We start from the raw sequence: 20280 nt of genomic DNA, 5'->3' as shown, positions 1-20280 counted from the left end.
ATAATGCCACTATACTTTTATTACCTTATTTTAACACTTCTGTTTTAATTAAACACTTAATTAATGTTTATAAAGCTAGTTAACCAATTTAAATATATTATCAAAAAATAGAGCATCTGCTCTCTTTTAATACGAGTATTAGTTTACTTTACAGAGCCCGTGGAACGGCTGCTGTCGGTTCTTTTGTTTTAACTTATGAACGAAAAAGGCCATGAAAACCGTCCCTGTGTTCCTTTAACGTATAATTTTTTTGCCATTACTTAACTAAATAAAAAACGGTAAAAATTTTTTACCTAGTAGTAAAAAAATTTTACCTCAAATTGTATTTTTCCAATTTATAATTTAATAATTGTTTGGAAATTCCTAATCGTGTTGCCAGTTCTGTTAATTTCCCATTTGTATTTTTTAATTCACTAATAATGATCGATTTCTCAAACTCCACAATCGCATTTTTTAAAGTCCATTCCTTCGTATTCTTTTGATTACTTATTGCTACCTCAGTGTATTTTCTAATTCTCTTAGGTATATCCTCAATAGAAATCTGATTAGAAGTAGCATTAATATAAGCTGTTTCGATTGCATTCTTTAATTCTCTAATATTCCCTGGCCATGAATACCTTTTAAAACAATCCAACACTTCCGGTTTTACACCGTCAATAGACATATTCATGTGATTATTGTAAAAATGAATATAATACTCAAGCAATGTTTCAATATCTTCTTCTCTTTCAGCTAAAGTAGGTAAATCAATTTGAACAACTCCCAATCTGTAGAAAAGATCCTCCCGCAATCTTTTTTCAGAAACTAGGATTTCCGGATCTTCATTTGTTGCCGAAATGATCCTTATGTCCACATAAATATTTTTGTTCCCACCAACTCTTCTTATCATTTTTTCTTCAATCGCTTTGAGCAGTTTTGCCTGAAGATAAAAATCTAAAGAATTAATTTCATCCAAAAATAATGTTCCACCTTCAGCTTGTTCCAACAATCCTGGCATATCTGTGGCGCCTGTAAAACTTCCTCTCACCGTACCAAACAAAGTACTCTCCAGCAGGTTAGGTGGAATCGCACCGCAATTTAGTGAAAGAAAAGGCGATCCGTATCGATCACTTAAATTGTGTATCGACTGGGCAACAACCTCTTTTCCTGTGCCTGTTTTACCATTTATTAAGACAGTAGAATTGGTTTTTGCAACTTTCTTTATCTTATTCTTAATGGCTATCATATTTGGATTGGCAGTAATCATATTTTCAATTGTATAAATGGTATTATTTTTTCGATAAACTTTATGGCTCGCCATTTTATCTAAAGACTGGATATTTTCCTTGGAATAAATGTGTTTTGAGAACTCAATTGCTCCAATTACTTTATTGTTGTCAATAATCGGATATGTGGAGTTTATCGATTCGAAATGATTTCCGCTTTTTGTAACTAACAGTTGTCTAACATTACTTTCGGCTTTTCCACTTTTTATAACTCTCATAATGGTGCTGTTTTCATTTGTAAGGTTTTTATAAAATGAGGTTATATGTTTTCCCATAAATTCCTCAGGTCTAAGACCAATTTCTCTAAGAACATTTAAATCGGCTAAATCAAAAAAAATGATTATTCCTTCTTTATCGGCAACTAAAATATTATCATAATCCACTAATTTTTCGATATTTCTGATATCTATTTTCAAGATTCAACCTCCATTCCTCTATTGTTAAAGGAAGAACACTATCCTTATTTCAATTTGTATTTTAAAGAAAAGTTATACCAAAACACTTTATCATTATTATAGGGTAAATTTAAATTCAAAGAACAGCCCTTTTTAAAGAATAGAAAAAGATACCTTATCACTTTGATTTCTTTAGTAATAAGGTATCATTCATTTAGAAAAAATATATTTTTAGTTATTACTTATTGGAATATTGGTTTAACCAATTTATGGCTGTCTGAACAACGACTGCTACTCCCAATGGAATAACTCCTTCGTCTAATACAACGTTCGGATTATGAAGCGGATAATTGTTCTCTCCTAAACCGTTGGCACCAGCCCACATAAACATCGTTGGCACAATATTGCTGATATAGGAAAAATCTTCTGTGCCCGCCAACGGCTCCTTGTTGACCTCCAAATTGTTCTCTCCAATGACTTCTTTTACATAAGGTGCCATTTGCTCACACATTTCTTCATTATTAAATAAAGAAGGGGTTGAGACTGTTTCAAGGCTGTAGGTACCGCGTAACATTTTAACGGTTGCATCAATAATCTCTGGAACTCTTTTAAATAAATAATCCCTTACTTTCGGATTAAATGTACGTAAAGTGGCATCAAGGTGGGCAGAATCAGGAATAATATTTGCCACAGTTCCTCCACCCATCTTCCCGATAACAAGAACGGCCATTTCTCTTGGGTCTACTACTTTCCCAACTAAACTATTTAATTGCGAGTAGATCGCATTAATAATCATCAATGGATCGATGGCTTTTTGTGGTTCAGAACTGTGCCCGCCTTTTCCCTGTACTTTTAGGAAAAAGCCATCCAATGACGATGCTGCAATCCCCGGCTTATATCCGAATTTTCCGACCTCTAAGCTTGGATCAACATGCAGGGCCAGTGCCGCATCTACTTTTGGATTTTCCAATAGCCCATTCGCCACCATATCCTTAGCACCTGCGCCAATTTCCTCGGCTGGTTGGAACATGATCTTGACCGTTCCATTAATCTCATTTTCTTTTTCCTTTAATAACTTTGCCGCACCGAGCATGAATGTCGTATGGATATCATGACCGCATGCATGCATAAATTCATTAGTGGATTTAAATTGCAGATCTGTATTTTCCTTTAGAGGTAAAGCATCCATGTCTCCTCTTAACAAAAGAGTTTTACCCTTTCCCTTACCAATAGTTACAACTAACCCGGAGGTCCCTACCTTTATAGGTTCAAGACCCATGTTTTTTAAAATTTCTTCCACGTAGGCAACCGTTTTTGGTAAATTAAAGCCGATTTCGGGATTTTGATGGAGATATCTACGATATTTGATTAGTTCCTCTTTTATTTCCTCCGCACGTGCTAAAATATAATCTTTTCCTAGGGTTTTATTCATAATAATGCTCCTTCACTTTTTGCTCTATCATCATTAAAAGTATTTAAATCAAACTTTGGTTTTATTTTAGCTGCAATGAAAAATAAACCAAATTGGACAATAGAAAGAACCATTAAAACAGTTAGAAGTGAACCATATGAATGGCTTATATTGTAAATAGCACCTGACACGATTGGCGTTATGGCTGCACCTAATGAAATAAAAATTGCTACTACTCCATATTTTGCTCCAAATTCCTTCTCACCAAAAAGAGCTCCTGTCATGTAGGCAGGTGTTACAGTAACCGCTGTTGAGCCTATTCCTGAAAAAACAGTATAAAGTATAGCTGGTAAGATTATGTTTGCTTTCATTAAAAATAGAAAACTTACCAGACTTCCTGCAGATATAATAAGTAATGTTGTGACTAATCCCAGCTTGTCAAATAACCGACCTACTAACAGTTTTCCGACAATTACCATTCCCGAGCCTAAAGATAATAGCAATGCAGCTGTTTTAGCAGTTGTACCGATACTAGCCAGATAGGGGGCAAGATTGATTAGCATTGCGTTAACAACGAGCCCGCCAACTAAGATCGCTAAACAAAGAGTCCAAAATGATAGGGACTTTAATGCTTCGCCCTGAGTTGTACCTGTTAATTCTTTCTTTTGTGTACTTATTAAAGTCGTTTCTTCACTAAGCGGTGATAGACCTTTGTCAGCTGGATTTAATCTTATTACAAATACAGCCAACGGAACTAATACAGCAGCTATTAAAATTCCTAAGACTAGATAGGCTGATCTCCACCCGTAGACTGTAATAAGCCAATTAACTAAAGGACTAAGGATTACGCCCCCAAATCCACTACCTGACAAAGCAATCCCTAAACATAAACCACGTTTTTTATTAAACCAGTTGGTGATGAGAACGGATGCAGGAATCATTGCACCTCCTGCCATACCTGCCCCCATTAGGATCGCAAATAGGTAAAAATGAATCAGTTTAGTTGAAAATGAAAAACCAACAAATGCAGCAGAAGCAATTAAAATAAATAATGTTATATATACTCTTACATCCATCTTTCTCATTAATTTACCTGCTATTGGACCTACAGCCATGGCAGCCAAAGCCATTATGGTAAAATACAGCATAAACTGAGGTGGACCAAATCCAAGTTCTTTCGTTACAGGCAGAATAAATAATGAAACCAAGTTGGCAATCGGAGCATAAATTAAAGTCATAATCAAAAAGGTTGCTACAACAATCCACCAACCATAAAAAACCTTCCCCTTTTCTTTCATACCATCCCATCCTCTTTTAGTTGAAATTTTATGATTCTACTACTAATTTTTCGATTGAATCTAATTTATAAACCAAATTACCAGCCATATAGGTTTCCACTACTTGTATCTGATCAATTTCCTCCGGATCTATGACCAATAAATCTATATCCAAGACAATGAAGTCGGCATGGAAGCCTGGTTTCAGCTGGCCAACATTTGGGATCCGGATGATTTCCTGTGCCGCTCGGGTATACAGCGTAATCGCTGTTTCAACATCTACCCTTTGTGTTTTTCCGGTATCTGTTCCGTCGTGGGCAAGACGGGTAACGGCCGATTTGATTCCGACGAAAGGATTTACGGGGTCAGCCCATGCGGTGGCGGGAGCATCGGATGAAAATGCTACTTTTATTCCAGCCTCTAACATAGCTTTAAATGGATAGGTTTGCTTAGTTCGTTCCGCACCTAAATTACGAAGATAGGTTTCAATTTCTGCAAACAGGAAGATGGGTTGCGAAACAAATGCAATTCCCGTTTCTGCTGCCCGCTTCAGTGTACCAGGTGTCGGCATGGCCGCATGCTCAATTCTGATCGATGGTGCGTCTGTCAGCCAGCCTTTTTGCCCATAGAAGGTATCAACAATCAAATCGATTGCCTGTTCACCCATGGCATGGATCACAAGCTGGATGTTATGTTTTTTTGCTGCTTCTGCGGCAGCCAATAATTCTTCCCTGGTTGTCATTTGGATGCCATAATTTTCTTCCTCCCCTAAAAATGGCGGGTTGACCCAGGCTGTTTGCCCGGAGACACTTCCGTCGGAAAACAATTTAATTCCGCCAATGTGTATTTGATTTTCTCTTACCATTTTTTGCTGTTCAATGACAGGATGTTCTTTTAAATCTTCCCAAATATAATAAAGAACGGAACGCTGCTTTAGTCCTTTTTCAGTAGCCAATTGATACATTTCTAAGTAACCATTTGGCTTTGTCCGCCCCATTAATTCCGTAATGGCTGTAATCCCGTGTGAAAGTAAAACAGGGCTGAGTTCTGCAAGTAATGCCGCATCATCTTCCAATGTCGTTTCAGGCATGACTTGATTAACAAGATCTTTGGCATTCTCACGTAAAATACCTGTTGGCTCACCGTTTTCATCACGGTCAATTTTGCCACCCTGCGGGTCGGGAGTATCCTTCGTTATCCCTGCCAATTCCAATGCTTTACTGTTGACTGATATGATATGGGCGCAAGTTCGAGTAATGACTACCGGAACATCGGGTGCTGCCTGATCCAAATCCCAGCGCGTTGGGGCTCTTCCTTCTAATAATTTACCTTCATCATAGCCCCAGCCTTGAATCCAGGAATCTTGACATTGTAATGCAAGCACCAAACGAATTTGTTCTTGTAAATCTGATATGGAATGAATTAGAGGCTGGGTACAAGCTATTTGCTTGGCAGCTCCAGCCAAATATAACGGATGTAAATGGGCGTCAATCAATCCGGGAAGAACTCTTTTACCATTAAGGTCGACACACTTTCCTTCTATTTTTTTCAAATCTTCTTCTTCACCGATCCAGGCAATCCTGCCATTTCGGACGACCATGGCACTGGCATAAGGCTGTTCTGGATTGGATGTAAAAATTTTCCCATTAATAAATGTTAATTCATTGCTGCTTTGGCTCATGCTTTCTTCTCCTCTCATTTTGTTAATACTGAAATCGCTTACATCGGAAGGATGAATTCATCATTTGCTTCCTCGCCTTTAGATATTGCAATAATTGTGCCAATTTTTTAAACTTTATTTGTAGATTTTGTGAATGTTCTTCTTTCAACCTTAAAATCTTTTATTCTCGGCAAAATTAATCACTTAATTCCTGAAGATTTAGTAAATAAGACAACGAATATACCAAAAAATTTTGAGACTCTGTAAAATATTTTTTATTTTTTGTAAAAATATTTTTACAAAATTCGAACCATCTAATTAATTATAAAATCATCTAATCTGTGACCAAGTTGTTACCAAAGGTGTGACCATTTTTTATAGTCATTGTTAAAGTGGAACAAATTTAAAGATACAATGTTTTTATTTTTCATTGAACACTATTTCGTGCTTAAGAATGATGCATAGAATAATTAGTGATAAAAAAATTCAGATAAACGACATTTCTTGTATTTTGACAATGAACCTTATAATGCTAAACCTAGATACCAGACCCATTCGTCTAATTTGTTTTTTCTAATCCACGTTTACATGAAAGTTAATTTTAACCAATAAATATAATTATAACTAAATCATTAAACTTTAATCTTTTTATACCAAATCAGATTAAAGTGTTAGTTACAAGACATTGTGATGGGAGCAATGAAGAAAAACCTCCATTTCTAGAGGTTTCTCATTCATTAAATATTATAAATAAAATCCTCAGGTATGACCCGTCTTAAGAAATGCTGCGTTCTTTCTTCTTTTGGTCTTGAGAAAATTTCCATTGGAGAATTCTCTTCTACAATCACACCGCCATCCATAAAGATGACTCGGTTGGCTACATCCTTTGCAAAAGACATTTCATGGGTCACCACTAACATGGTTGTTCCTTCTTTTGCAATATTTTTCATGACGGTTAAGACTTCGCCGACTAATTCTGGATCCAGTGCAGACGTTGGTTCATCAAATAAAATAATATCTGGATTTAACGCAATCGCTCTTGCAATGCCAACCCGCTGCTGCTGACCGCCAGACAGTTCACTAGGGTAGGCATTCAATTTATCTGCCAATCCGACCTTCGCCAAGGCCTGTTGCCCCAACTCATTGGCATCTGCTTTCGGAACCTTTCTTCCAATGATAAGACCTTCTGTCACATTCTCTAATATTGTTTTATTCGTAAACAGATTATAATTCTGAAACACAAAAGCAATCTTTTGCCTGATTTGATGTATTTGTTTTTTGGTTGCTGATTTAAGGTTTACATGAATATCACCAAAAATGGCTTGCCCCTGATCGGCTCGTTCAAGAAAGTTAATGCACCGAAGCAATGTGGTCTTACCAGAGCCACTCGGGCCAAGAATGACAACCACATCACCCCTATCAATCTGTAAATCTACTCCTTTTAAAATCTCATTCTTACCAAAGGACTTGTGGATATTTTTAATCTCTAACATGACTTTGCCTCCAATCATGATCTTAGGCAGCGGCTGCTTTATACTTCCTTAACCGTTTTTCATACAGCTTAAATAAGGTTTCCACTAAGCTGCATAAAATGAGATAGACAAGAAAGATATCGATGTACGCTTCAATAAAATTGTAGCCAACATTGGCCGCCACTTGAGCTTTTAACGTAATCTCTCTCAATGACAAAGCATAACCCAAAGAGGTAGCTTTAATAAGATTGACCGTTGCTGTACAAATATTGGGCAATGCCACCACTAATATTTGTGGAATGAGTATTCTTCTAAACGCTTGCACATTGTTCAACCCAACGGAATAAGCTGCTTCCAGCTGCCCCTTACTGACCGTGCTAATAGCAGAACGAAATACTTCTATTAAAATAGCCGTTGTATTCAACGAGAAAACAATAAATGCGTACCAAATCGGATTGATATCGTAGATACTCGTTTTAACATGATACTTCTCGAATATGGGAGCCAATAGTAACGGAACACTTGTAAAAATAATAAAAATTTGAACAATGACAGGAGTCCCTCTCACAAACGAAACATAGACTCGTGCCAACTGGCTTATCACTGGAATTCGATTAATCCGTGATAAGGCGAGCAAAAATCCTGAAGGCAGAGCAATGAGTAAGGAGACAATCGTAATGAGTAAGGCTATAGGCACTCCAGATAATGCAACAAAAAAGGTTTTTACTAAAAATGAAACATCCAATCCGACCGACATGCTGTCACCCCCTATGTCGTTTTTATAACCAGTTTACCTTTACTAAAAATCTTTTCTAACTTTGAAAAGAACTGTTCAATCAAAATGGATAAAACCCAGTATATAAGAGATAAGGCAAGATAAATTTCTAAGGAATGAGAATTATAGTTATTTGAAATAATAAGGCTTGCTTTCCCCATAATATCAACCAAACCAATAGTATACGCTAATGATCCTTCTTTCATTAATTCAAGGAGGCTGTTGCCGAAATTGGGCAATGCGACAACAAATGCTTGCGGCAACACAATTCTCCGAAATGCCTGGGCAGGACTAAGCCCGACACTAACCGCTGCCTCATATTGTCCCCGGTCGATCGCTTCATAGGCCGTTCTCATCACCTCAGACATGAAGGCCCCAAATTGCAGCGAAAAGGTAATCACAACATAAATCGAAGTGTGAAGATGATTCAGTTCTGTACCAAAGTTACTGGCTATTGCCGGAAGCCCGTAATACACTAAAAATAAAAGAACAATAGAAGGGGTACACCTTAATATGGTGGTAAACCCATTGGCAATTTTTCTGGCAGCCGTACTCGTTCCGAGTTTCATTACGGCTAAGATAAATCCTAGAATCGTACCGAACAAAACCGATAGACCTGCAACTATAAAGGTTACGTGTAAAAACGAAAGAAGTTGTGGCAATGCTCCCCAAATGTAAGTACTATCAAAATACGTTTGCATATTCCACCTCTATTTAGATGGTTACCTTTTTACAGTATCCAATAGTTTAAATAAATCAGTATTATAGAACTTAACCATCAGTTTGTTTGTCTTCTTTTCCCCTTTTATTTTCTTGATGGCTTGATCATAGGCATCTGCAAATTCTTGTTCTTTTTTGTTGAATAATGGCCACGTTTTGACAACTGCAAACTCATTAAAAACAAGGTCATTTGCTAAATTATGATAAGGACCGTCCTTTGCAAGAACTTGCTTTTCATACGTTGCTCCCAAATAAATGCCTCCATCTACACGTCCTTCATTTACCCATTGAACGACATCCACTGAGAATGCATCTCCGGCTTCCAGTTTAACTTTATTGTCTGGATTGGCTTGGTTATACTCATCCACAATGGTATATTGAGCATTACTTGCCGCAATAGGTGCTAACGAAAGCTTAGCTTTAGCAAAGTCTGATAAGTCTTTTATATTTTCGTTTTTCTTTTTTAACAAAATGCCAACGCCGCTGAGTCCGAGGAATTCTTTCGGAAAGATATAACTCTTCGTTCTTTCCTCTGTGAACCAGGCATTTTTTACCCCTACTTGATATTTGCCTTGCTGCACCCCTACCAATAAGTCTTCACTGGATGTTGGCACATATTCGAATTCATATTCTGGCAATGCCTTATCCACTAATTTCATGACTTCAATTTCATATCCCGTTGGGTTGCCCTTTTCATCTAGGTATCCGATTGGTTTACCACCTTGATCAAACGCTACTTTTACTTTTCTGACTTCTTTCTTAACAGCTCCCGCATCCGATTTTGCCCCAGTTGTTGCCGTTGAGCCGCAGCCTGCGATGAGGGTTACTAAAGCGATTCCTGTAGCGGCGATTTTAAAAAACTTATTCATTTTCATTGTCTTTTCCTCCCTTAGATTCATATTGTTGAATAGCTGTTTGAGCTAATTTTAAAATGGTTAGATCATCCATTGGCGGATTATGCAGGCCTGCCCGAACATCTCGGTAATAACGCTGCAGTGGATTGGTCAGCTGTAAGCTTTTTGCTCCGACTAATCGCATAGCTTTGTCGACCACCCTAATCGCGGAGTTGGTCACAATATGTTTGGCTACAAGTGCTTCATTTGTGATATCCGATTGACGATCCTCATCAATGTAAGCGTCTGCCGTACCATATAGGGCAAATCTTGCTTTGTATAATTCCAAGTCCATCTCGCCTAATAACGCCTGCACGTTCGGCAGCTGAGCGATTGGACCCTTAATACTATTGGGTGAATGGGTATTGGCAAATTCGAGTGCATAGTCCCTGGCCGCCTGCGCGATCCCTAAATAGGTGGCAGGAATCAGCAGACCCCAGCCATTCAGTTTAAACCCCGTATGATAACTGGGAATTTCGACTAAGTCCGACTCATCCACTATCACGTTTTCTAATACAAGATCATGGCTGCCGGTACCACGCATCGCGATCACATTCCAATTTTCCTCGATGGTTAGTCCTTCCGCTTCTTTTGGAATCAGCAAAAATCCTACCGTTCCTTTTTCTTCTATCCAAGCAGAAGTTAAAAAATAATCCAGTTCCGGTGAGCAGGTTGTATAGCTCTTCCGCCCATTAATCACCCATTTGCCAGCCACACGCTTAGCACTTGTTTCGGGCCGGCCCCCGCGAATGGGGCTGCCTGTAGCCATTTCGCTTACTGCTCGGTTAATGATGGCCCCATCGTTCACTTCTTCAGCAAAAAAGGCTAACTTTTCTGGATTCCAATACCGATTTTCAAATAATTCCCCAACGGTCATTAATGTCCATCCAATCGATAACGCGGTGCTGCCATCATAGCTTCCCAGTTTTTCTTGTAAGAGAATGGTATCATATAGAGAAAATCCTGCCCCGCCAAATTCCTCTGGTAAGGTCAATTTGGTATAACCGATTTTTCTTAACGCCTGGATATTCTCCCTAGGGAAGCTGCCCTCCTTGTCGATTTGCGAGGCTTGTGCTTTAAAGTCCGCTTCTAATGGGTACAGCCGTTCAAGCCACTTACGCTGTTTGCTATTTTTTACAAATAAGTCCTGCATGCTCTTTGCTCCCTTCTAACACTAAATAAAAAAGACTGCTCCCATTTAGAATGGAAGCAGCCTTCAGTTGACTGATAAGCTAAGCTCATACGTTTTATATACATTTTTGGAATATTATGTATCTATTACATTATAATAAACAAATTAATCCAATGTGTCAACTAGGAATTTAAATTTGAATTTCCATTAACTAATTTACATACTGCTTTTAACTGATTGAAAGTTTTGGAGAGTCCTAGTTTGTGTTCACCAGCGCTAAATTGACAGGCTTTAATGAACTATATTCGGAAGAATCACTAGTATTTCTCAAAAGAAATCACTTGTACCTTTGTCAAATCCGCCAATTTAAGAATTTGCTTGAACTTATTTAACATTAAGTTCGATAAGCAATCTTGGCTCTTCCAAAATTCAAACAAAATATATACTAATACTTCCTATACTGAAAAACTATTAATAGAACATGCAATGCAGAGGATTTTTCACCTATTCTTTTTAGGAGTAATTACTGAAAATAAACTTTTTGTTGGATCGGATACATTGAATTACATTATCATTTATCCATTTTCTCCATCTTTGCATTCGTTTTTCCTTGATGTTATAAATTGGATGTTTTCCATTGTTCTTACTTCTTCCCTATCAAATTTCTCCCGGAAGGTAATATATGGCTAAAAATATGTGCATTAGTTTTTTGTGATTTATCATGCATAGTGCCCAGTACTTTATGTAAAATTCATTAGGCTTTAACTTAGGCTGCCTTAGCCTATGTGAGTATCGAGCTAAGGCAACTTAAGATATTAATCGATTGATTAGATTGGGTCCTTCTTCAGATTCCAGACAACCAACTACCATTTTCAAGACTCAAGAAGTATCCTTTTTGCCACTGTTTACTTGTCAGACGAATATCCTAAACATTATTGAACAACTTTTACTAGTGACGTGGGTAACTCTACTTGAGCAGTCCCATAATATTATACGAACTGTGCTTTAATATTTCTAACAGAAAACCATCATCTGGAAAATAGGACCTCACATTGTGAAGTTCCTATTCTTTTTATTTCCTTTCTGATATAAAAGGACATCATTTAGAAATCACTTACCAATATGCCGATTGAGAAATTGTATCATTTCTTTATAGGCAGTACTTTTATTTTTAAGTTTTTCGAATTTATGGCCTTCATCTTCAAACCGAATAAATTCAACTTGATGATTTCGTTCCTTTAATTTATTTACCATTTGCTCGGATTCTGTTATCGGGACACGGGGATCATTTTCCCCATGGAGAACCATTAGCGGGGAAGTGATTCTATCTGTATGATTCAATGGATCAATTCTATCAAAAAATTTTCCGTCTCTTTCTATTGTTCCATATTCAGTCTCCCTTTGCTTCTTACGCCAGGGGCTTGTTGTTTCAAGGAAAGTTCTAAGACTTGACATTCCCACAATATCAATGGCGGCAGACCAATACTTAGGAAAATGGCTAATGGCAGCAAGAACCATAAACCCACCATAGCTGCCGCCCATTATGGCAATCCTTTCAAAATCTATGCTCCTATTTGTCTTTAGCCATTCAACTAAATAAATCAGATCCGTTACAGCATCTAATCTTTTTTGGGCATCATCAAGATGGGTGTACGTTTTTCCGTAGCCCGTACTACCCCGAACGTTTGGTGCACAAACAGCATAACCAAGATTTAATAAATATTGCTGGATCGAGTTGTAAACAGCACGGCTTTGGCTCTCAGGACCCCCGTGAATATAAAGGACAACAGGCAGTTTTTTAGTGATGTTTTTCGGTTTGTAGTAAAATGCTGGAATCTGAAGGTTGTCAAAGGAGCGGAAGGTTATGATTTCAGGTTCAATCAATTTATCCCTCAGAGCTGGTGATCGGGAAACATATGTAAGCCTCTCAGCTTGTATTGTTTTGAGATCAAGTTCCCATATATCAGGTGGATATGCTGGTCCATTAAATTGATATGCCAGTTTTTGATTATCAGGGGAAAATTTCATTTTTGATATGACACCAAGTGGTGTTTTCCATGTATAAAGATAGCTTGTGTTTAAGTCTAAAATAATCCCTTTGGAAATTCCCCCTTCATTTATCGTAAAGGCAAGCTTATCTTTATCATTACTCATTTCTAGATTTTCGAAATCCCACTCTCCATGCTCCATCCAATCGAAATGTTTTGTTTTTAAGTTAATAAATGCAAGCCCAAAGAATTCTCTATCTTTATTGGATAATAAATAGAGATGAGTTCCATCCTTATTAAAATGAACATTTTTAAAGCTTGCTTCCCCTGAATGTTTTGTTATCCAGTTCACCCTTCCAGTTGAAAGGTCAAGTATACCTAAATCATTATCAAGAGGTGTATTTGTTTTCTCAATTAATAGAGAATTTCCTTTTGGAGCCCATTTAAGGGATGAAAATAGCCCATTATCCGAATAAACAAGAAGGATTTCTAGTGTTTCCAGATTTTGAATGTATATATCAAAATAGGCTGGTTGCCGGCGATTACTAGACCAGGCAATCCATTTTCCATCAGGAGAGCTTCCTCCATAATGATGAATATGTTCTGGTGAGTTTGTCAGATCTATTAGTTTATTATCTTTCTTTAGTAAGTATAATTGCTCATTTTCATTTCCCTTAATATCCATCCCAATAATTAAATTAGATGTACCGTTTACATACTTAATAAGGGTTATTCTATCCTGTGTAAAAGAGACTTGGGCAGGCCAGGCTTCACCTCGATCGAGCTCCCATACTTGAGGTACACCAGTATAATCAGCAATAAAGCGTAACTTGTTACCAACAGGAGCGTATACTGGATTTTTCGCAGTACGAACATGTAAATAAGGGTCTAAACTTAAGACATCCATAAAATCTCCCTTTCTTGTATTAAATCAAAAAAGATCTTTACAATTGAGAGCCATTGAAAGATCAAATGAAATAAAACGGGATAAAACTCTCCAATCCATTTTATTTAATCGAAGTGGAATTATGCTATATTAGCCCATACTTGATACTCATTTATTCCACTGAATTACTGCCGGTTTACTTATTGGAGTAAGAATTGGTGCAAAAGTTGTATCAGCGAATATGACATTCGACAATTGGTTTCACGATAGACAAATATACTCATGTCTAACCAAAGATGCAAAAAAAAGCTGCCCTTCAATTCGAGCAGCTCATTAAAAGCTTTAGTAAATTGTTTATAATCCAAATTTACCAGGATTGGACTAAAGATAATTTTTTCAGTTGTTGGCTAACGACTTTTACCAACCTGGCAAGCAGGTCTCAAGCAGTTTTGAAGTTTGCTGGCACCTGTTTTTATAGTATCTTCATGGACCTTGAAGTACTGATAAATCAAAGGTCCTTGACTTCTAGTGTTTTCTTTTGTTTTGTAATTTTAAATATTTGGGCACCAAGCATGGCACCATTTTTGCCCAAACTTCCAGTTTAAACAATTATTCATTGCTTTTTTTTGATTCTCATCTTGCTTTTGTCCTTCTTTAAAATAATAGAAGCTCTATCTTTTTTCACTCATAATAATTCCTTAATCCTCCATAAAAATTAAGAATTAGTTAAGGTTGATAATTTAAGATAATAAACATGAAGTGAAATACTTTTTCACTGACCCCCTTTTATATATTTTTTGATGCCCTTAAGAATTGTTCTTAAGGGTTATTTTTTCTCCATGTTGTGTGCTCACTCGCTCACACCAACGACTGTTTTGTGACACACAAAAAAGGACGTTCCGCACTCAGGCATGGAACGTCCTTTTACATACTGGAAAGACGAAGAAACCGGAAGTTGTCACTAGATCTGGTGGAATCGTGTCACCTAAATTTCCATTTTCCTATTTTAATTGATTCACAATGTCTTTCTCTATTTGAATGTATTCTTTTGATACAACGGCAGCATTCGTGCAGCAGATGCTTTTGGGTCATATTTTGCCGCGGATGCTCTTGGATGGAACCATTGCGGACCCTTAAACTCTTGAGCCAAAAGCTCTGAACCTTTAGTCGATTGACTAGCCAAATTGTGTAAACAAAATGCAAAGATAACGATTTCAGACTCCCAATTTGATCAAGCTCGCTTTTGTGCCAGCAAACCTTGGTTGACTATCTTTTTATTATTTAAGAAACGTGATAATCCAAATGTTGTAATACTTGCAAACACAACACTTAACGCACTGAACCATGTAATTGAAGATAATGATATTTGCCCCACAATTACTCCACCTAAACCTGCACCAACTGCAAAACCTAATTGCATCATCGATTGGTTCAAACCTAGCAACACATCTGAGGATTCAGGAGATATCGTTGCTAAATTATATTGCTGAGTTGCACCTGATGACCATCCTGCAAATGACCAGACTATCAATATAATAAATACTGCAATAATTGAATGTGATATGAATGAAAGCACAACTAAAGATGTTCCGTTTACAAGTAACCCTCTTTTTAATGTAAAAATTACGCCTCTTTTATCTGCACTTAAGCCACCTAGTTTAGAACCAAATAAGCTTGCAACTCCAAGAACAAGTAAAGTAATGCTTAAAAGATGATCACTCATACCTACAGTATTTACAAGGTATGGAGATAAATAAGTAAAAATAATCCCGTACCCTGTCATTAAAAAGAAGGTGATTGATAATGCTAAAGCAATTTTTGGTTTTTTGAACATAGCAATTTGTCTCGTTAAAGGAATTGAAGCATCACCATTCATTTTTGGTATGGTATTTAAAACAATAAAAATGACAAGTAAAACTAATAATGCGATACCGATAAATACAAATTTCCAGCCATACGTAGATGTTATAAAACGTCCAATAGGAACACCAATGATTAATGATGCGGTAAATCCCATGACAACTGTTGCAATTGAACTTGCCTTTTTATTAGCAGGTGTAATCTTTGCTGCGATACTTAAAACTGTAACGACCGCTACACCTGTACTTAAAGCCATAATAATGCGAGCAATCATAAATAATCCATACCCTGGAACAATTACTGAAAGTAGATTTCCTATAATAAAAACAAATAACGTATAGATCAGTAATTTACGTCTTTCCATTTTAGCCGTTAATACCATTAATATAGGTGTACCGATTGCATAGGCTAATGAAAAGACTGTAATTAATTGACCAGCCGCTCCAATTGACACTCCTAGGGCATCTGCCATTTTATCTAAAATACCTGAGATGATGTACTGTGAAGTACCAACTAAAAAACTTATCAATGCTAAAATATAAATCTTTGCTGTATTTGACATGTGAAATTTTCTCCTCAATATCACTATTAATTTCTATATTTCCATAAACACTGAAATATCATACAAAATGAAAGAAGCTATATAAGCTTCTTCCTATTCTAGTGCTTTAAATTAATGTATTAAGATGCTTCTTAACATCGTATTCTTCCAATTCTTCACCACTTTTTAAACGATGAATAAAATCAGGATTAGAAATTAATGGACGTCCGAAAGCAGCGACATCAATTATTCCTTCTTCAATCGCCTGATTCGCCAATTCTGGATTTAATGTACCTACCCCAATAATGACACCATCCCAGTATTTTCGGACTAATTGATGCATCGTTTTTCCATTTGCAAGCACTCGATCAAATTGCATAATCGATGGGTGAATCATTGTTGCACCCGCTTCCTTAAATGCCTCAACAAATGTACGAATAGCCATTTCTGGATCTTCCCACATGTAATTTGGTATATCTGCTTTATGAGCAGAGAATCGGATCATTGTTCGTTCTGTACCGATTGCGTCGATAACTGCTTTAATTACTTCCTTCATGAACGTTAATCTTTGAGCAAGGTCACCACCATATTCGTCTGTACGATGATTTGTTATATCTGAATTAAATTGGTCAATTAAGTATCCGTGGGCACCGTGAATTTCCACACCATCAAAACCGGCTGCTATTGCATTTTTCGCAGCTTGCGCATATTGATTGATTACTTCATTAATATCTTTAATTGTCATTTCTTCAGGAACATCATATGGCTTACGGAAACGAGAGACAAGGCCTTCAGCTGAAATAGCTGATGGTGCTTGAGGAGGCAGATTTCCAGCAAGCTCGTGATGAGATAAACGACCAACATGCCATATTTGAGCGATCATTGTTCCTCCCTCTTTATGCACAGCATCAGTTACTTTTTTCCATCCCTTTATTTGTTCGTCTGAATAAATGCCTGGAATTCCAGGATAGCCTTTTCCACGAGGACTAATGACGGTTCCTTCTGAAATGATTAAACCAACTCCATCGGCAGCACGTTTTCGGTAATATTCAACAATATCCTCTCCTACTACGCCCGTCTGATCATCTGCAAAGGATCTTGTTAACGGTGCCATTGCGATACGAGAGCGTAAATTCCAAGCTCCGATTTTTATCGGTTCAAACAATTTACTTTCTAAACCATTTTTTAAATTTCCCCAAGAATTTGTTTCTTTGTTAATTTGACCCATACATTTTCCCCCGTTCATTTCAATTATTCGGTATTTCTATAAATACTGAAATTAAAATTAAAATTATTCCGCTTTAACATTAAAGCAAAGCGGGAGCGTATTGTTCAAGGACTTCTCGTTGTAAACTGTAATATCTGAAGGTTCCCTCTCTGCGAACTGCTAATAATCCGCAATCAAGTAGTGGTTTTAAATGATGTGTCAATGTTGAATTGGCAGGGACTTTTAATTGATTTGCCATTTCCAGGCAAGCTAACTCTGATTGTTGAGCAAGTAATTTTACGATTTGTAAACGAGTCGATTCACCTAGTGCCTTATAGACTTTTACTGCAATATCATCACTCACCGCTAAAAACCTCCTTTCAGCAATGGTTATTTCAGTATTTCTAGAAATATTGTATTTTATCAGAGATGCTCTGTCAAGAGAGTGCTTTTCATTTTTTAATTCAAAGGCTGTTTTCTTAATTTAAAACAAAATATCCATATGGTCCCAACCAAAAAAACACCATAAACAGTATGTGTTTGTGATACTTTATCCCAAGAAAAAAGTGTTTCTTTACACTGAGTTCAAAGGAGAAGAAAATTACCATCTCCCAAATACTACTGATAGTATCAAAAGAATTCAGTTTGATCGAGCGAACCTTCAATATTTGAAAAACAAGGCAGTTGATTTAAAAGCTTCCGAACCGTATTAGAAAATCTTAGATAAATGGCTAAAAGAAGACTTCTCTAATTTCGAAGATGACTATCTGACAATTAGGATTTAAAAGGTGACCCTACTGAGCCAAGCGGAAGTCCAGTAGTAAGAACTACTGAAGAGGAGCAGAAATACATCCAGCACTTCTTGGTAAAGAGGATTATACTTTTTATGTAGTCTTCAACAGGTCTAATTATATGTTCACCCATTTTATGCGATGATTACTTAACAAATGAATATTAGCATACTTACTCCATAACGGGATTTCTTCAAGAGCAGGCAAAGGTTTAATCACAGATAATAATTTGGTTGCGGCATATTCACTAACCATTGTTGGGAACCTTTCTATCAACTTAGCCCAAAATTCTTCATCTTTAATTTTCCCCTTCCATAATTCTTCACGGACTTCCTTTCTAAACTTAATAAGCTCATCATATGAGACTTCAAATTTTGAAGATAAATCCTCTCAAAATATCGGTGAAAAATAGTTGCAATCATTCCTGCAATATCTAAAACTAAGTCAGTTTTTTTTCTCATCTATTCCATCCTCCAATAAAAAAAGGTAAAAGTTTTTTACCTAGTGCTTCCTGAAACCACAGGGGAAATACTGATGAATAGAAGATGATTCAAATATGAATATAGTACCTTTGAATTTCTTGTTAAAGAGAACCATAAAGTTTTATAAAATCAAGCTGTTAAGATATATTATATAACGTCTTTAGTTTCTTGTTTTCTTTTGCATCGAAATCTGGTAGAACAGCAACACCAACATCTCCGTAGTGGCCATTTTTCCTCGATCTACCGAAAAAATTAAAAAAACCGCACTAGTAAAAAATTCACCGTGCGGCTGAATATCAGATTTTTGTAGTTTTGGCGGGACTGCGTGGGAATCGAACCCACTAGACCTTGCACGCAGGTCACAAGCGGTTTTGAAGATTGGACGTCCTTCACTGATTAAAATGGTATTTTAAATTTTTCCATAAACCAGTCATCATTATATTTTCGTCGTGCAATATAGGAGCTTCTTTGGGCCGAAATATTACTATTTTTCACCATCGTTTCAATGGTATCCGGGTCTGAGTGTTTTATCATCTTTTTTAATTTTTTTATTCTAGATTCATTGAAATGACTATACACCATCCGAAGCCGATTAAAATTTAAATCGTCCCAGCTAAAATGGAAGGGAGGAGCTTCTGGCCGAAAAACATGAAGTATTTTTACATCAGGTCTCACCAAACAAGTATATCCAAATAGCCATAGTTTGAGAGAAATCTCCTCATCATCTACACCCCAGATTTTAAAATTCCGTTCAAAACCACCAATATCCTCAAATGCTTCCTTTGTAATCGCCATACATCCTCCAGCTAGAAGCGGCGATTGAAATATTTTGTTTTTATAAATATTCCACTTTGGTTCTAATTCTTCATTCCAAGTATATCCATATCCCACATTGTCCGGATTTGATGCATCTGCTATACCGGGGCCAACTGCTGCTGCTTTTCCCTGTTCGATCAACTCGAGCAGTCGATCCATCCAGAAATCCTCAAAGAAAAGATGCGCATCACAGAATATTAGAAAATCTCCATTTGCACGATCTGCTCCGTAATTCCTGGCATTGGCAACCCCTAAGTTTTCTCCTCTAAATAATATTATGGGCCGTTTACTTTTTAAGGAAGAGATGAAATTACAACAACCATCTGTAGATCCGTCATCAACAATTATAATCTCGTATGAATAATCTGTTTTTGCTTCCATTAGAGATTCTAAGGTATTTTGTACATGGTTTCCCTCATTTTTAACAGGAATTATAACCGAAACAGTGTTTGACTGAGTATTCATTTCCGAATAACTCCTTTTTAAGAATTAACGACCTAAATCAGTGAAACTAAATTTAATTAGGAGGCCAATTGCTGGTTGATGTTCATTTTTGAAACTTTAGTCCTGTTGGTTTTTGCCATTCTTGCATCCGTTTTTTCTTCCTCTTATTTTTTCTTCTTATTCCGCTTGGGTGCTTCTATCGGTTCTGGCTTCGGTTTTGGCTCCGGTTTTGGCTTCGGCGGCGTTGTCGTCGGTGGCGCTGTCG

At 36.9% G+C, this 20280-nt stretch carries 16 protein-coding genes; all 16 read right to left on the bottom strand.

The features are described 5' to 3' along the window. Positions 1-310: 310 nt before the first annotated feature. Positions 311-1681, bottom strand: a complete 1371-nt coding sequence (locus COD92_RS19355; protein ID WP_098530174.1) for a sigma-54 interaction domain-containing protein — start codon at positions 1679-1681, stop codon at positions 311-313. 217 nt (positions 1682-1898) lie between these two features. Further along, on the bottom strand, positions 1899-3092 hold the full coding sequence (locus tag COD92_RS19350) for a M20 metallopeptidase family protein (RefSeq protein WP_098530173.1): 1194 nt from the start codon (positions 3090-3092) through the stop codon (positions 1899-1901). Further along, entirely contained in the window at positions 3089-4369 is a 1281-nt protein-coding gene (locus tag COD92_RS19345; protein ID WP_098530172.1) for an MFS transporter, read from the bottom strand. The genes COD92_RS19350 and COD92_RS19345 overlap by 4 nt, the downstream gene beginning before the upstream one ends. Before the next feature lie 28 nt (positions 4370-4397). Next, positions 4398-6029 carry an amidohydrolase gene (locus tag COD92_RS19340; protein ID WP_098530171.1) on the bottom strand — a complete coding sequence of 544 codons (1632 nt, stop codon included), beginning with the start codon at positions 6027-6029 and terminating at the stop codon, positions 4398-4400. Between the two features lie 716 nt (positions 6030-6745). Then, positions 6746-7501 (bottom strand): amino acid ABC transporter ATP-binding protein, encoded by a 756-nt coding sequence (locus tag COD92_RS19335; protein ID WP_098530170.1) that lies wholly within the window; start codon positions 7499-7501, stop codon positions 6746-6748. A 22-nt stretch (positions 7502-7523) separates the two neighbouring features. Continuing rightward, positions 7524-8237 carry an amino acid ABC transporter permease gene (locus tag COD92_RS19330; RefSeq protein ID WP_255286639.1) on the bottom strand — a complete coding sequence of 238 codons (714 nt, stop codon included), beginning with the start codon at positions 8235-8237 and terminating at the stop codon, positions 7524-7526. An 11-nt stretch (positions 8238-8248) separates the two neighbouring features. After that, positions 8249-8956: an amino acid ABC transporter permease gene (locus tag COD92_RS19325; RefSeq protein ID WP_098996486.1), complete on the bottom strand. Its 708-nt coding sequence runs from the start codon at positions 8954-8956 to the stop codon at positions 8249-8251. A 21-nt stretch (positions 8957-8977) separates the two neighbouring features. Next, entirely contained in the window at positions 8978-9850 is an 873-nt protein-coding gene (locus COD92_RS19320; RefSeq protein WP_098530168.1) for a transporter substrate-binding domain-containing protein, read from the bottom strand. Continuing rightward, a complete protein-coding gene (locus COD92_RS19315; protein WP_098530167.1) occupies positions 9837-11021 on the bottom strand; it encodes an acyl-CoA dehydrogenase family protein in 1185 nt (394 codons plus the stop codon). Before COD92_RS19315 ends, COD92_RS19320 begins: the two co-directional genes overlap by 14 nt. Positions 11022-12110: 1089 nt before the next feature. Then, positions 12111-13895 carry a S9 family peptidase gene (locus COD92_RS19310; RefSeq protein ID WP_098996485.1) on the bottom strand — a complete coding sequence of 595 codons (1785 nt, stop codon included), beginning with the start codon at positions 13893-13895 and terminating at the stop codon, positions 12111-12113. A gap of 1009 nt (positions 13896-14904) precedes the next feature. Further along, positions 14905-15057, bottom strand: a complete 153-nt coding sequence (locus tag COD92_RS33410; RefSeq protein WP_218014480.1) for a potassium-transporting ATPase subunit C — start codon at positions 15055-15057, stop codon at positions 14905-14907. A gap of 48 nt (positions 15058-15105) precedes the next feature. Beyond that, a complete protein-coding gene (locus tag COD92_RS19305; RefSeq protein ID WP_098530165.1) occupies positions 15106-16296 on the bottom strand; it encodes an MFS transporter in 1191 nt (396 codons plus the stop codon). 106 nt (positions 16297-16402) lie between these two features. Beyond that, positions 16403-17503 carry an alkene reductase gene (locus tag COD92_RS19300; protein WP_098996484.1) on the bottom strand — a complete coding sequence of 367 codons (1101 nt, stop codon included), beginning with the start codon at positions 17501-17503 and terminating at the stop codon, positions 16403-16405. A gap of 79 nt (positions 17504-17582) precedes the next feature. After that, on the bottom strand, positions 17583-17846 hold the full coding sequence (locus COD92_RS19295; RefSeq protein WP_088087250.1) for an ArsR/SmtB family transcription factor: 264 nt from the start codon (positions 17844-17846) through the stop codon (positions 17583-17585). A 699-nt stretch (positions 17847-18545) separates the two neighbouring features. Continuing rightward, the gene (locus tag COD92_RS19290; RefSeq protein WP_098530163.1) at positions 18546-18734 is read right to left on the bottom strand and encodes a hypothetical protein; all 189 of its coding nucleotides are present in this window, start codon (positions 18732-18734) and stop codon (positions 18546-18548) included. A 417-nt stretch (positions 18735-19151) separates the two neighbouring features. Next, complete coding sequence (locus COD92_RS19285; protein ID WP_098530162.1) at positions 19152-20036, bottom strand: glycosyltransferase family 2 protein; 885 nt, start codon at positions 20034-20036, stop codon at positions 19152-19154. Between the last annotated feature and the right edge of the window lie 244 nt (positions 20037-20280).

Source organism: Bacillus sp. AFS037270, from assembly GCF_002585305.1.
Note: the sequence above shows the minus strand (reverse complement) of the source record. Positions and strands in the feature narration are given on the sequence as shown.